General features: G+C 73.5%; 11 protein-coding genes. 8 read left to right on the top strand and 3 right to left on the bottom strand.

Annotated elements, in window-relative coordinates:
* Window positions 1–597: 597 nt before the first annotated feature.
* Window positions 598–1,329, bottom strand: a complete 732-nt coding sequence (locus PV789_RS24825; RefSeq protein ID WP_274974784.1) for an alpha/beta fold hydrolase — start codon at window positions 1,327–1,329, stop codon at window positions 598–600.
* 44 nt (window positions 1,330–1,373) lie between these two features.
* Complete coding sequence (locus PV789_RS24820) at window positions 1,374–2,660, bottom strand: class I SAM-dependent methyltransferase (protein ID WP_274974783.1); 1,287 nt, start codon at window positions 2,658–2,660, stop codon at window positions 1,374–1,376.
* Window positions 2,661–2,925: 265 nt separating this feature from the next.
* Between PV789_RS24820 and groES the strand changes: the two genes are divergently transcribed.
* From groES to PV789_RS24790, 6 genes are all read left to right on the top strand, one after another.
* The gene (gene groES / locus PV789_RS24815; RefSeq protein WP_013155030.1) at window positions 2,926–3,237 is read left to right on the top strand and encodes a co-chaperone GroES; all 312 of its coding nucleotides are present in this window, start codon (window positions 2,926–2,928) and stop codon (window positions 3,235–3,237) included.
* A 115-nt stretch (window positions 3,238–3,352) separates the two neighbouring features.
* A complete protein-coding gene (groL, locus tag PV789_RS24810) occupies window positions 3,353–4,963 on the top strand; it encodes a chaperonin GroEL (protein WP_248772062.1) in 1,611 nt (536 codons plus the stop codon).
* A 226-nt stretch (window positions 4,964–5,189) separates the two neighbouring features.
* Window positions 5,190–5,786 carry a sigma-70 family RNA polymerase sigma factor gene (locus PV789_RS24805; protein WP_013155028.1) on the top strand — a complete coding sequence of 199 codons (597 nt, stop codon included), beginning with the start codon at window positions 5,190–5,192 and terminating at the stop codon, window positions 5,784–5,786.
* 468 nt (window positions 5,787–6,254) lie between these two features.
* The gene (gene guaB, locus PV789_RS24800; RefSeq protein ID WP_274974782.1) at window positions 6,255–7,751 is read left to right on the top strand and encodes an IMP dehydrogenase; all 1,497 of its coding nucleotides are present in this window, start codon (window positions 6,255–6,257) and stop codon (window positions 7,749–7,751) included.
* 120 nt (window positions 7,752–7,871) lie between these two features.
* Entirely contained in the window at window positions 7,872–8,975 is a 1,104-nt protein-coding gene (locus PV789_RS24795; RefSeq protein WP_047868966.1) for a GuaB3 family IMP dehydrogenase-related protein, read from the top strand.
* Between the two features lie 192 nt (window positions 8,976–9,167).
* Window positions 9,168–10,037, top strand: coding sequence for a lytic transglycosylase domain-containing protein (locus PV789_RS24790; RefSeq protein WP_274974781.1), 870 nt, complete (start codon window positions 9,168–9,170; stop codon window positions 10,035–10,037).
* 176 nt (window positions 10,038–10,213) lie between these two features.
* Here the strand turns inward: PV789_RS24790 and PV789_RS24785 are convergent, their stop codons facing one another.
* The gene (locus tag PV789_RS24785; protein WP_274974780.1) at window positions 10,214–10,726 is read right to left on the bottom strand and encodes a MarR family winged helix-turn-helix transcriptional regulator; all 513 of its coding nucleotides are present in this window, start codon (window positions 10,724–10,726) and stop codon (window positions 10,214–10,216) included.
* A 108-nt stretch (window positions 10,727–10,834) separates the two neighbouring features.
* Between PV789_RS24785 and PV789_RS24780 the strand changes: the two genes are divergently transcribed.
* Both PV789_RS24780 and glpD read left to right on the top strand, forming a co-directional pair.
* The gene (locus PV789_RS24780) at window positions 10,835–12,391 is read left to right on the top strand and encodes an MFS transporter (protein WP_274974779.1); all 1,557 of its coding nucleotides are present in this window, start codon (window positions 10,835–10,837) and stop codon (window positions 12,389–12,391) included.
* A 165-nt stretch (window positions 12,392–12,556) separates the two neighbouring features.
* Window positions 12,557–14,278, top strand: coding sequence for a glycerol-3-phosphate dehydrogenase (gene glpD, locus PV789_RS24775; RefSeq protein ID WP_274974778.1), 1,722 nt, complete (start codon window positions 12,557–12,559; stop codon window positions 14,276–14,278).
* Window positions 14,279–14,363: the final 85 nt, after the last annotated feature.

The following is a 14,363-nucleotide window of genomic DNA, read 5'->3' as shown; positions in this document are numbered from 1 at the left end:
GCACCAGTACGGCCTCATCGTGACTGGAGTGTGACTGAGCGTATACACGTGAGGCAAGGCCCGTGCTCCGGCTGAACCGCGGGGGGCGGGTCAACGATCACGGCCTTCCGGGTGAATCCATGAGAAGGGAAAGAATTCGCGCCGCCAGTTTAACGACACGCACCGCTCCTCCCCCAGGGGACCGCCAAAGATCTGGGTGGGGAAGGTAACGATCTGGCCCGATGTCGTGATCCGCGGCCCCAGTGTGCACTCCAGCCACCTCGTCCACGGTTGTCCACGGGCGGGAACGGACCCTGTCCACAGGCGGGAACGAACCCTTGCGAGCCGGTCGCGGGGCGGTGGACACTCGAACACGGGGGCGGCGCACCCGCCCCGCGGGGACGCGCGGCGCCCCCGGATTCCAGCCTAGGGCGGAGCCGACCGGGCCCACCAGCCCCGCGCCCTACCTGTGGACAACCGGGCCCCTGGACACCGGCATGCGCTTCTCGGGACACGCTCCTCGGAAACGGAGGCCCTGTGCCCCGTCGGGGGGGGGGGGGGGGGGGGGGGGGCGGCGCACCCGCCCCCGTGGGACGCGGGGGCCCTGGTCCGCGCCGTTCACACCATGTCGGCCAGTACGCCGGCGAGCAGGTCGGGTCGTTGCAGGGGGATGCCGTGACCGCACCCCGGGACGGAGACCAGCCGGGAACCCGGAAGGGCGTCGTGGACGAGGCGCGCCGAAGCGCGCACCAGGCCCCGCTCCCGTTCCCCGACCATCACCAGCGCCGGGTTCGGGAAGTCGGACCAACCGGGAGGAAGGGTGAAGCGGATGTTCTCGCCGACGCTCGCGAGCAGGGTCGCGCGGCTCGTGCGGGCGCTGTCGCGGAGGTAGTCCTCCAGAAGCGCCTCGGGAACGAACAGCTCCCTGGCCTGGAGCCGGGCGAACCACCGTCGTCGCGCGAGCGGCGCGCTCACGGCGAGCAGGCCCAGGGTCGCGCCCGGGAACCGGAGGGGGCGGGCCTGGGCGCTCACCACGACGGCTCCGGTGACCAGGTCGGGGCGGGCCGCGGCCAGGAGCGTCGTGAGCTGTGCTCCCAGGGAGAACCCGGCGACCAGCGCGCCGTGCGGCGCGCGTTCCTCCAGGACCCCCACCAGGGTCCGAACGGTCTCTTCGTGGGACCGGTACGCCCCGTCCGCGCCGCGCCCGTGGCCGGGGAGGTCGGGGATGATCACACGGGCCGCGTCCCCGAGCCGTTCCAGCGTGGGGCGCCACATCCACCCCGCGACGCCGCCGCCGTGCAGCAACAGGACCGGGGGTGCGTGTGCGGCACCGGCTTCAAGGACGTACATGCCCCCATCCTCCACGGTCGGTGCACCTAGTCCCGGGCCGGGGCTCACCCCCGGGCCGGGGCGTCGACCTCGCGGCACAGCAGGCAGAAGGGCCGTTCGCCGATCCGGGTGAGCACGACCGTCACCGACGCCGGGCCCGAGGCGCGCAGGTCCCGGCGCAGCTTCTCGGTGTCCACCGCGGAGCCCCGCTTCTTGACGGTCACCGTCCCCGCCCCGAGGTCGCGCACCGCCGAGCGCAGCCGCTTCAGCGAGAACGGCAGCACCTCCACCACCTCCAGCACCCGCCACAGCGGCGAGAGCACCGCCCTGTCCGCCGTGAAGTACGCGATCCGCTCGTCCAGCAGGGCGCCGTCCACCCGCGCCGCCGCCTCCGCCACCAGATGCGAGCGCACCACGGCCGGGTCCGGGTCGTACAGGTAGCGCCGGGCCGCCGCCACCGGCGCCGGGCCCAGGCCGGGGTCGGCGTCCAGGTGCGCCACCGCGCCCTCGCGGGCGAGCAGTCCCTCGCGCTCGTGCAGCACCGTCGCCCGGCGCCGCGGCCCGTCGGCCAGCGCGCCGAACCACAGGGCGGTCTCCTTCAGCTCCCCGTCCACCGAGATCCACTCGGCCGCCGCGTCACCGGGCAGCGCCTCGTGCGGGATGCCCGGCGCGGCCTTGAGGCAGGCCGCCTCCGCCCCCTCGGCCAGGTCCACGGCCGTGTCCCACGGCGGGGAGTAGGCCGAGGGGTCGAACACCCGGCCGCGCCCGCCCCGCCGGGCGGGGTCGCAGAACAGCAGCGGGTACCGGCCGGGCGCGGTCGCGGAGGCGTCGCCCTCGCGGACCCGGGCCAGCCCGGACAGGCCCAGGGCCGCGATGTTGGCGCGGGCCACCGCGACCGTGAGGGGATCGGCGTCCACGCCCTCGACCGGAACGCCGCGCGCGGCCAGGGCCAGCAGGTCCGCGCCGACCCCGCAGCACAGGTCGCCCGCGGTGGCGCCGTCCGGGCTCCGTCCCGACGGTCCGGCCGGTCCGAACGCCCCGGCCATGCGCTCCGCGCGGTAGTCGGCCACCACGCGCCGGGTGGACTGCTCCAGCCCGTTGGGGGTGAAGAACATCCGCGGCGCGAGTCCGCCGAACTTGGCCCGCCCGCGTTCGCGCAGGGAGACCTGGGTCAGGACGGCGTTTACCAGCTCGGAGACGGGTAGACCGGGGTCGAGGGCGGCCACGCGCGGGTCACCGCGCAGCAGCGAGGCCGCGGCGAGCTGGTCCCCGGCGGCGGCCTTCGGGTCCACCCCCGCCAGGACCTCCCGGCCCGCGTCGGTGAGCAGGGCCTCGAAGGCGGCCAGGCGCATGGGTTCCCCCCGGGCGTCGAAGGAGCGGTGTGCTGACGCGGCCGCGTACCGCCCCGGCGGGAGGAGCCCCTCGCGGAACTCCCCGACCGGGGGTCACGGTCACATTTCCATTCTGGCACTCTCGGGGGTAGAGTGCTAACCGCGACGAGGCCGGTCTGGCACCCGCGACGACAGGCCGCCGTGGTCGCCCCTTTTTCGTAGCCGGTCCGTGCACCAGTGCGGGCCGAAATCAGTACACCGAAACCTTGAAGGGGGAGGTCACACCGTGTCGACCGCCACCAAGACCGTGCTGAAGCCGCTCGAGGACCGCGTCGTGGTCCGGACGCTGGAGGCCGAGCAGACCACCGCTTCCGGTCTGGTCATCCCGGACACCGCCAAGGAGAAGCCCCAGGAGGGCGAGGTCCTGGCCGTGGGCCCGGGCCGCTGGGACGACGAGGGCGAGAACCGCATCCCGCTGGACGTGAAGGTCGGCGACGTCGTCCTGTACAGCAAGTACGGCGGCACCGAGGTCAAGTACGACGGCGAGGAGTACCTGGTGCTCTCCGCCCGCGACCTTCTCGCCGTCGTCGAGAAGTAGGCCTCCGCGGGGCCCGCTCCAACGGGCCCGGAGCCATCCGCATCCCGCACCGGTCGGCGCACAGCCGGGCGGGCGGGATGCTCTCTTTCGACCGGCCTGAAGAGGAAGCACCCACATGCCGAAGATCCTGGAGTTCGAGGACGACGCCCGTCGCGCCCTCGAGCGGGGCGTCGACCGCCTCGCCAACGCCGTCAAGGTGACGCTCGGCCCGCGCGGTCGCAACGTCGTCATCGACAAGAAGTTCGGCGCCCCCACCATCACGAACGACGGCGTGACCGTCGCCCGTGAGGTCGAGCTGGACGACCCCTACGAGAACCTGGGCGCCCAGCTGGTCAAGGAGGTCGCCACCAAGACCAACGACGCCGCCGGTGACGGCACCACCACCGCGACCGTCCTGGCCCAGGCCCTCGTCCGCGAGGGTCTGCGCAGCGTGGCCGCCGGCGCCTCCCCGATGTCCCTGAAGAAGGGCATCGACGCCGCCGCCGCCAAGGTGTCGGAGATCCTCCTGGAGCGCGCCCGCCCCGTCGAGGAGCGCGCGGACATCGCCTACGTCGCCACCAACTCCGCCCAGGACGCCCAGATCGGCGACCTGATCGCCGAGGCGTTCGACAAGGTCGGCAAGGACGGCGTCATCACGGTGGAGGAGGCCCCGACCTTCGGTCTGGACCTGGACTTCACCGAGGGCCTCCAGTTCGACAAGGGCTACGTCTCGCCCTACTTCGTCACCGACGGCGACCGCCAGGAGGCGGTGCTGGAGGACGCGCTGATCCTGATCAACCAGGGCAAGATCAGCAGCCTCAACGACCTGCTGCCCGTGCTGGAGAAGGTCGTCCAGAGCAAGAAGCCCCTGCTCATCATCGCCGAGGACATCGACGGTGACGCGCTGGGCGCCCTGGTGCTCAACAAGATCCGCGGCACCCTCAACGTCGCCGCGGTCAAGGCGCCCGGCTTCGGCGAGCGCCGCAAGGCCATGCTCCAGGACATCGCGGTCCTCACCGGCGGCCAGGTCGTCGCCGAGGAGGTCGGCCTGACCCTGGAGAACGTGGACCTCGACGCGCTGGGCGGCGCCCGCCGCGTCACGATCACCAAGGACGCCACCACGATCGTGGACGGCGCCGGGGAGCAGTCCGAGGTCGAGGACCGCGTCCGCCAGATCCGCAAGGAGATCGAGGCGAGCGACTCCGACTGGGACCGCGAGAAGCTCCAGGAGCGCCTGGCCAAGCTCGCGGGCGGCGTCTCCGTCCTGCGGGTCGGTGCCGCCACCGAGGTGGAGCTCAAGGAGAAGAAGCACCGCCTGGAGGACGCCATCTCGGCGACCCGCGCGGCCATCGAGGAGGGTATCGTCGCCGGTGGCGGCGCCTCCCTGGTGCACGCCTCCAAGGCGCTGGACTCGGCCGACCTCGGCCTGGAGGGCGACGAGGCCACCGGTGTGGCGATCGTGCGCCGCGCCCTGGTCGAGCCCGCCCGGTGGATCGCGGAGAACGCGGGCGCCGAGGGCTACGTGGTCACCCACCGCGTGTCGGAGCTGGAGGTCGGCCACGGCTACAACGCCGCGACCGGCACCTACGGCGACCTGACCTCGCAGGGCATCCTCGACCCGGTCAAGGTGTCCCGCTCCGCCGTGCAGAACGCCGCCTCCATCGCGGGCATGCTGCTGACCACCGAGGTCCTGGTGGCGGACAAGCCCGAGGACGAGGAGGACGACGGGCACGGCCACAGCCACTAGGGACGGTGGCCCGGCGCGCCCGGTCCCCGGGCCGTCAGGGTCCGCGGTGCCGAGGGCCTTCGGGGGGCGGAGCTCTTGCTCCGCCCCCCGCTCACTATCACGCACGTCACAGGTTTCCCCCGGCGGCGCAGATGTTTTCGGGTGTTTTTCCCGAAACGTGACCATTCTGTAGTTGCCGATCCGAGTGGTTCAGTCCGGCGGTGGGGGCATCATTCCTAGCGTGACGGTGACGGATGCAGGCGCCCGGGGGCAACGGGACCACACGGGGTTGAACCATCTGGGATCGCTGGCGGTCCGGGGGGACGACGGGGCGATGGACTCGCTGCTGCGCGAGGTCCGCCCCATGGTGGTCCGGTACTGCCGTGCCCGCCTGGCCCGGGTCTCGGGGCTGGCCCACTACTCCGACGACGTGGCCCAGGAGGTGTGTATCGCCCTGCTCTCGGCGATACCGCGCTACCAGGACCGCGGCCGCCCCTTCGCGGCCTTCGTGTTCGGCATAGCGGCCCACAAGGTGGCCGACACCCTGCGCGGCGCGGGCAGGGTCGAGACGGTGCCCACCGACTCCGTGCCCGAGCGCCCCGACGAGGGCCCGGGGCCCGAGGAGTCGGCCGTGCGGGTGATCGAGGCCCAGCGGGCCCGGGAGCTTCTCGACGAGCTGCCCGAACAACAGCGCAAACTGCTGGTCATGAGGGTGATCGCAGGACTTACGGCGGATGAGACGGGACATGTCCTTGGAATGTCGGCGGGAGCGGTACGGGTTGCCCAGCACCGAGCTATTGCTCGGCTTCGGCAGGTGGCCGTGGCGAACCGCCTCGTCCCCTGAGCACTCCGGACGCCCCCGGCCCGGACGCCGCCGGTGCCCCGACCGCCCCCGCGTACGCGGGTACTGCCGCGCCCTCGGGCCGTCGGGCTACCTCCGCCCCTAGTGCCGCCCGTTTCCCGAGGCGCGTGCCACGGATCGGGTCATGGGGTGACCACCTCATGTGACCCGTTGTGCGGCGACCGCCCCCGGGGCCGCGGCGACGGCTCGGAACGGCTCCGACCACCGTCCCCTCTCGCCCGGATGCGGCGGAGGCGGGGGAGGACCCCGGAACCCCTGGGCCGTAGGAGGTCCCGCGTGCGGAACGGGGGCGCGGAGGGGATCGCGCAAACCGTGAGGCTGGTCACTTTCAGCCCGGGGTGACGGGTCAAACACCCCGTTCCACCGGGGGAGCACGGGACCACGACCTAGGATGAGACGACACGCGAGGGCGAGACCGCGCAGGTGTGCCGGGAAAGCGGAGGTTGTGTCATGGGCCAGAGCCAGGAGTACAGCGACTACGGGGACAAACTGCTTCCCCCCGGGCTGACCTACGACGACGTCCTGCTGGTCCCGGCCTACTCCGATCTCCAGCCGGGCGAGGTCGACACCACCACCCGCCTGTCCCGCAACCTCACGCTGCGCATCCCGCTGCTCTCCGCGGCGATGGACACCGTCACCGAGGCCCGCATGGCCGTGGCGATGGCCCGCCAGGGCGGCGCGGGCGTCCTGCACCGCAACCTCTCCGTCGAGGACCAGGCCAGCCAGGTGGACCTGGTCAAGCGCTCCGAGGCGGGCATGGTCACAGACCCGGTCACCTGTCAGCCCGAGGACACCCTCGCCGAGGTCGAGCGCCTGTGCGCCCACTACCGGATCTCCGGCGTACCCGTCACCGACGGCGCCGGAACCCTGGTCGGCATCGTCACCAACCGGGACATGCGCTTCGAGAGCGACCGCGACCGCCTGGTCCGCGACGTGATGACCACGGAGAACCTGGTCACCGCTCCCGTCGGCGTCAGCCGCGAGCAGGCCTTCGACCTGCTGCGCAGGCACAAGGTCGAGAAGCTGCCGCTGGTCGACGGCCAGAACCGGCTGCGCGGCCTGATCACCGTCAAGGACTTCATCAAGAGCGAGCAGTACCCCGACGCCACCAAGGACGCCGACGGCCGCCTCGTCGTCGGCGGCGCCGTGGGCGTGGGCGCCGAGGCCGAGGAGCGCGCCAAGCGGCTCGTGGAGGCCGGTGTCGACTTCATCGTCGTGGACACCGCCCACGGCCACTCCTCGGGGCTCGCGGACATGATCGCCAAGCTCAAGGCCAACTCGCGCGCCGACATCGTCGCAGGCAACGTCGCCACCCGCGCCGGGGCGCAGCTGCTCATCGACGCCGGAGCCGACGCCGTCAAGGTCGGCGTGGGCCCGGGCTCCATCTGCACCACGCGGGTCGTGGCCGGTGTGGGCGCGCCGCAGCTCACCGCCATCCTGGAGGCCGCCAAGGCGTGCGGCCCGGCGGGCGTCCCGCTCATCGCCGACGGCGGGCTCCAGTACTCCGGCGAGATCGCCAAGGCCATCGCGGCCGGTGCCAGCACCGTGATGCTCGGCAGCCTGCTCGCGGGCGTGGAGGAGAGCCCCGGCGAGCTGATCTTCATCAACGGCAAGCAGTTCAAGGCCTACCGCGGCATGGGCTCGCTCGGCGCCATGCGCGGCCGCTCCTTCTCCAAGGACCGCTACGCGCAGGCCGACGTGGCCACCGAGGACAAGCTGGTCCCCGAGGGCATCGAGGGCCAGGTGCCCTTCCGCGGCCCGCTCCAGGCGGTCGCCCACCAGCTCGTCGGCGGTCTGCACCAGTCCATGTGGTACGCCGGGACCCGCACGGTGGCCGAGCTGCGCGAGCGCGGCCAGCTGATGCGCATCACCAGCGCCGGTCTGCGCGAGAGCCACCCGCACGACATCAAGATGACGGTCGAGGCGCCCAACTACAACGCCCGCTGACGCGGTGGCCGGGCGGCCCGGCGCCGCCCGCCTCCGGGGTCGATAGACTCACGGCGGCAGGAAACGCGCCGGTAGACCGTCCGGCGAGGCACGTCAGAGGGGATCGAAACGTTGGCTCAGGTGGAGATCGGGCTGGGCAAGAACGGACGCCGGGCCTACGAGCTCGACGAGATCGGGATCGTGCCCGCCCGGCGGACGCGGGACCCGGAGGAGGTGTCCATCGCCTGGCAGATCGACGCCTACCGGTTCGAGACTCCGCTCGTGGTCAGCCCCATGGACAGCGTGTCCTCGCCCCGGACCGTCGTGGCCGTGGGCGAGCAGGGCGGCCTCGGCGTGCTCGACCTCGAAGGGCTCTGGACCCGCTACGAGGACCCGGAGCCGCTGCTCCAGGAGATCCGCGAGCTCGACGACGTCGCCGCCACCCAGCGGCTCCAGGAGATCTACGCGGCGCCCATCCAGGAGGAGCTGATCGGCCGCCGGATCGAGGAGATCCGCGACGCGGGCCTGGTCACCGCCGCCCGGCTGTCGCCGCAGCGCACCGCCCAGTACCACAAGGCGGTCGTGGACGCGGGCGTGGACATCTTCGTGATCCGCGGCACCACGGTGTCGGCCGAGCACGTGTCCGGCCGCGCCGAGCCGCTCAACCTCAAGCAGTTCATCCACGAGCTGGACGTGCCGGTCGTGGTCGGCGGCTGCGCCACCTACACGGCGGCGCTGCACCTGATGCGCACCGGCGCCGCGGGCGTGCTGGTCGGCTTCGGCGGCGGATCGGGCCACACCACCCGCTCCGTGCTGGGCGTGGCCGTGCCGATGGCCAGCGCCATCGGCGACGTGGCCGCGGCCCGCCGCGACTACCTGGACGAGTCCGGCGGCCGGTACGTGCACGTCATCGCCGACGGCGGCATGACCGGCAGCGGCGACATCGCCAAGGCCCTGGCCTGCGGCGCCGACGCGGTCATGGTGGGCTCCCCGCTCGCGCGCGCCACCGAGGCGCCCGGCGGCGGCTACCACTGGGGCAGCGAGGCGCACCACAACGAGCTGCCGCGCGGCGAGCGCCTCCACGTCGGCACGATCGGCGACCTGAAGTCGATCCTGCACGGCCCGGCCTCCACCAGCGACGGTTCCATGAACCTCATGGGTGCTCTTCGTCGCACGATGGCCACCTCCGGCTACACCGACCTCAAGGAGTTCCAGCGGGTCGAGGTCGTGGTCAACCCGCACTAGAGGGGTGTGTTCGCCCAGGACACGGACCTGAAAGGGCCGCGTCGGCCCCGGCCGGCGCGGCCCTTCGCGTGCGCGGCCCCGCCGCGCGGCGACCCCCGTGCCCGAGGGCGCCGGTTGCGAGGCGTCGCCGGTCGCGTACTTTGGTTCCGGCGTGATGTGGAATTGATGTTTCCTTGACGATGTGGAGAGCCCATGGGTGAACGACGCGCGTCCGGGGCCGAGGGGCGCCGGAGTCGTGGCCCGCTGGCCGCCGTCTGCGTGACGCTGGCGGCGTGCCTGCTGCTGACCGGTGGAGTGGTCGTGCTGGTCAACCGGATCTCCGACGCGTTCAACGAGTGGCCGCCGCCCAGCGCCTCGGGCGTCGAGCCCCCGGCGGGCACGATCCAGACCCCGCCCCACGACGAGCTCACCGGTCCGCCGGAGCCCGCGGACGTGGCCCCGGAGGAGGGCGACCCCGCCCCCGAGGAGGCGGGCGCCGACGAGCGCCAGACCCCCGCCGTGGAGGAGCGCCCCAGCGCCGAGTGGCTCGACCAGGTGTCGGAGGCGACCGGCATCCCGCGCCGGGCCCTGGAGGGGTACGCGGGCGCGCAGCTGACGGTCGCCCGGGACCAGCCCTCCTGCCAGCTGTCCTGGCCCACCCTGGCCGGGATCGGCTACATCGAGTCGCACCACGGCACCTACGCCGGGGGCGAGATCGGCGACGACGGCAACACCACCGTCGACATCATCGGCATCCCGCTGGACGGCACCAACCGGACCCGGGCCATCCCGGACACCGACGGCGGCCGCTACGACGGCGACACCGAGTGGGACCGGGCGATCGGCCCGATGCAGTTCATCCCGCACACCTGGGAGCGCTGGGGCGACTCCCCGTCCGGAAACGACCCCGACCCGCACAACATCGACGACGCCGCGCTCGCCGCGGCCCGGTACCTGTGCGCGGAGGAGCGCGACCTGACCGTCGCGGCGGACTGGGAGGCGGCGATCCTGGAGTACAACCAGTCCGACGAGTACGTCGCCGACGTCCTGGCCTACGCGCACGCCTACGCCGACGCGGCCTGACCGTACGGCCGTCCCCGCGGCCTGACCGTACTACCGCCCCCGCGGGCGGGCCGTTCCCGGCCCGCCGCGGGGGCGCCGCGCCTCCCAGGGGGTGTCCACAGGCGGCACGAGGGGCTGTGCGCGGGGGCGGCCGCCGTGGTCTCCTGGAGTTCGGGGGGACCCGCCGTCCGCCCCGGTCAGCCCTGCGCGCGGACCTCCTGGCGCGTGGGGGCCTTCTCCCCGGCCAGGGCGCTCTCCGGGGCGAGCCGGGCGAGCAGGGTCCGGCCGATGTCGAGCAGTTGCGTCTGCTGCCGCGGACTGAGCACGTCGAACAGGTTGTCCCGCATGCTCCGCACGTGCCGCGCGCCCGCCTCGTCGAGCATCCGCTGTCCGGCGTCGGTGAGCACGGCGAACCAGCTGCGGCGGTCCTGCTCGCAGTGCACGCGCTCCACCAGGCCGGCCTCGGAGAGCTTCCTGACCGCGTGCGAGACGCGGCTGGGCCGGGTGTGGGTGAGCTCGGCCAGGTCGCTCATCCGCAGCGACCGGTGGTCGGCCTTGGACAGGAGCACGAGCAGCTCGTAGTAGGTCAGGGGCAGGTCGACCTCCTCCTGGAGGTCCTGCTCCACGCGCTGGTCCAGCAGGCGGAAGGCCAGCGTGGCGGCGTCCCAGGTGCGCTCCTCGGCGGTGTCGAGGCACTCGTGTCCACTCATGCGCAGATATTACCACGCTGGAATGTTGCGCACTGAAGTAAATGGACTTACTCTCGTGCTGAACATTCCAGTGCTGAACTAACTTCGGCCCATGGAGAGAGCGGACCCATGTCCTCCACCGAACCCGCCGCGCCGCGAACCGCCCCCGAGACCGCCCAGCCCCCGGGCGTCCCCGCGTCCACCGACTCCCGGGCCCCAACCGGTCCCGCCGTCGCCCCCGGCACGCCCGGGACCGCCGTCCCCCGGGACGCACCCGACCCCGCCGCCGCGCCGGACACGCCCACGGCACCGTCCCCCTCCGCTGTGCCCCCGACCCCGCGGGGCCGGGGCACGCTCGCGCTCGCCCTCCTGGCGACGGCCCACTTCGCCCTCTCGGTCGACTTCAACATCGTCTACATCGCCCTGCCCGAGATCGGCGCCGCGCTCGGCTTCACCCCGTCCTCGCTCCAGTGGGTGGTCAACGCCTTCGCCCTCGGCTACGGCGGGTTCCTGCTCCTCGGCGGCAGGGCGGTGGACCGCCTCGGCGCCCGCCGCGTGCTCGTCGCCGGAGCCGTGCTCATGGGCGCGGCCTCCGTCGTCGGCGCCCTGGCCTGGAACCCCGCGGCGCTGGTCGCCGCCCGCGCGGCCCAGGGCCTCGGCGCCGCCGCGCTCTTCCCCGCCACCCTCGCCCTGGTCGGCTCCGTTTTCCCCACCGGACCCGAACGCGTCCGCGCCATGGCCGTGTGGGGAACCGCCGGGGCCTTCGGCGCCCTCGCGGGCGGTGCCGTCGGCGGCGTCCTCACCAGCGCCTTCGGCTGGCCCTCGGTGTTCTGGGCGCTGGTCCCGCTCCTGCTCGCCGTCGCGCTCCTGGCGCCCCGCGCCCTGCCCGCCGACGGCCGCCGCCCCAGCCTGACCGGGTTCGACGCCCCCGGCGCGGTGGCGGTCACCGCCGGATCTCTCCTGCTGGTCCTCGGCATCTCCCGGGGACAGAGCGTCGGCTGGGCCTCGTGGCAGAGCACCGGGGCCGTCCTGCTCGGCCTCCTGGCCCTGGTCGCCCTGCTCCTGGTCGAACGCCGCTCCGCCGACCCGCTGCTGCCTCCCCGCCTGCTCGCCAACAGGTCCCTGCTGGTCACCATGGCGCTGATCTTCGTGCTCATGGGCGCGGTCAACACGCTGCACTACGTCTACACCACCCACGTCCAGACCACCCTGGACCTGAGCCCGCTCGCTGCCGGGCTCGGCTTCCTGCCGCAGGGCGTCGCGGCCATGCTCGGCTCCGCCCTGCTGCTGCCCCCGCTGCTCAACCGCTGGGGCGTGCGCCGCGCCCTGTTCGCGGGCACCGCCGGGGTGGGCCTCACCGCCGTGCTCTTCGCCGCCGCCGTCGCGGCCGACTCCTACTGGGCGATGCTCCCGGCCGTCGTCCTGCTCGGCGTCACCGCCGGTACCGCCTACCCGATCGTGTTCGCCGCCGCCGGGGCGGCCGTGGACGACGCCGAACAGGGCGTGGGCTCGTCCGCGGTGTCCACCTCCCAGCAGATCGGCGGGGCGGTCGGGCTGGCCGCGCTGGTCGCGGTCGCCGACGCGGCCTCCGGGGCCGGCGGCGCCGGACTGGGCGCCGCCGCTCTGGTCGGAGGGCTGGTCACCGCGGCCGCAGCCCTCCTCGCCCTGGCTCTGCCCAGGAGGTGAACCGCCTCCCGCCCCCGGTCCGCCCCGCCCGAACTCCCCGGGACACGCCGGTGCCGGACACCCGGTGTGATCAGCGCCCCCGGTTAGCCTGGGGCCCTCCCGGATGGACAGGGGCCCGGGGCGGGTATGCGCCTGGGAGGAGACCCATCGAGACGGAGGAGACCGATGACTACCACCTGGCTGGGACCGAAGGGGCGCGCGGAGGCGCTCGCGTCGATGGCCGACGAGGAACTCGACGTCCTCGTGGTCGGGGGAGGCATCGTCGGGGCGGGCATCGCCCTGGACGCGGTCTCGCGCGGGCTGTCCACGGCGCTGGTTGAGGCGCGCGACTTCGCGTCGGGCACCTCCAGCCGGTCCAGCAAGCTCATCCACGGCGGCCTGCGCTACCTGGAGCAGTTCGACTTCGAGCTCGTCCGCGAGGCGCTGCACGAGCGCGGCCTGCTCCTCACCACCATCGCCCCGCACCTGGTCCGCCCGGTGCCGTTCCTGTTCCCCTTCGCCCACCACTGGGAGCGCGCCTACATCGGCGCGGGCGTCACCCTCTACGACGCCCTCGCCATGAGCTCGCGCAACAACCGGGGACTGCCCACGCACCGCCACCTGACCAGGTCCGGGGCGCTGCGGGTCTTCCCCGCGCTCAAGCGCAGCGCCCTCGCCGGGGCCATCCAGTACTGGGACTGCCAGGTGGACGACGCCCGCCTGGTCACCAGCGTGCTGCGCACCGCCGCCGGGCTGGGGGCCAAGATCGCCTCCCGCGCCCAGGCGGTCGGGTTCCTGCGCGAGGGAGAGCACGTCGTCGGCGCCACCGTCGCCGACCTGGAGGGCGGCGGGGAGCGGCGCGTCCGCGCCCGTCAGGTGGTCAACGCCGCCGGGGTGTGGACCGACGACATCCAGGAGATGGTCGGCGGCCGGGGCCAGATCCACGTCAGCGCGTCCAAGGGCATCCACCTCGTGGTGCCGCGCGACCGCATCCAGGCCTCCTCCGGGATGATCCTGCGGACCGAGAAGAGCGTGCTGTTCGTCATCCCGTGGGGCCGCCACTGGATCATCGGCACCACCGACACCGCGTGGGACCTGGACAAGGAGAACCCCGCGGCGAGCCGGGCCGACATCGACTACGTCCTCGACCACGTCAACCAGGTCCTGCGCACGCCCCTGGGCCGCGACGACGTCGAGGGCGTGTACGCGGGCCTGCGCCCGCTGCTGACGGGGGAGTCGGAGGAGACCTCCAAGCTCTCCCGCGAGCACACGGTGGCCCACCCCGTGCCCGGCCTGGTCCTCATCGCCGGGGGCAAGTACACGACCTACCGCGTGATGGCCAAGGACGCGGTGGACGCGGTCGCGCACGGCCTGGGCAACGGGATCCCGGCCTCGGTCACCGACCGGCTGCCCCTGGTGGGCGCGGACGGCTACTGGGCGCTGTACAACCAGCGCCACCGGCTGGCCCGGAACTCGGGGCTGCACGTCTCCCGCGTCACCCACCTGCTGCGCCGCTACGGCTCCTCGGTCCACGACCTGCTCGACCTGATCCGGGAGCGCCCCGACCTCGGCCGACCGCTCGCGCACGCCGAGGACTACCTGCGCGCCGAGATCGTCTACGCGGCCGAGGCCGAGGGCGCCCGCCACCTGGAGGACGTCCTGTCCCGGCGCACCCGGATCTCCTTCGAGACCTGGGACCGGGGCATCGCCGCCGCGGAGGAGGCCGCCGAACTGCTCGCCGGTCCCCTGGACTGGAGCGAGGAGCAGGTCGGGCGGGAGGTCGAGTACTACCGCAAGGGGATCGAGGCCGAGCGCGCGGCTCAGGAGCAGGACACCGACCAGGAGGCGGACGCGATCCAGCACGGCGCCCCGGAGATCGTCCCGGAGGCCAACATCACGCGGCCCTGAGCGCGGGGCGCGGGCGGCGCACCCGGGGGAGCGCCGCCGGGAACCGCCCGGGCCCGCGCGGCCGGGGCCGACGGGTCCCCGGCGG

It is taken from the genome of Nocardiopsis camelliae, assembly GCF_028993595.1.
In the GTDB taxonomy this organism is placed as follows: domain Bacteria; phylum Actinomycetota; class Actinomycetes; order Streptosporangiales; family Streptosporangiaceae; genus Nocardiopsis; species Nocardiopsis dassonvillei.
The sequence above is the reverse complement of the archived record's forward strand: the minus strand, read 5'-3'. Positions and strand labels throughout refer to the sequence as shown.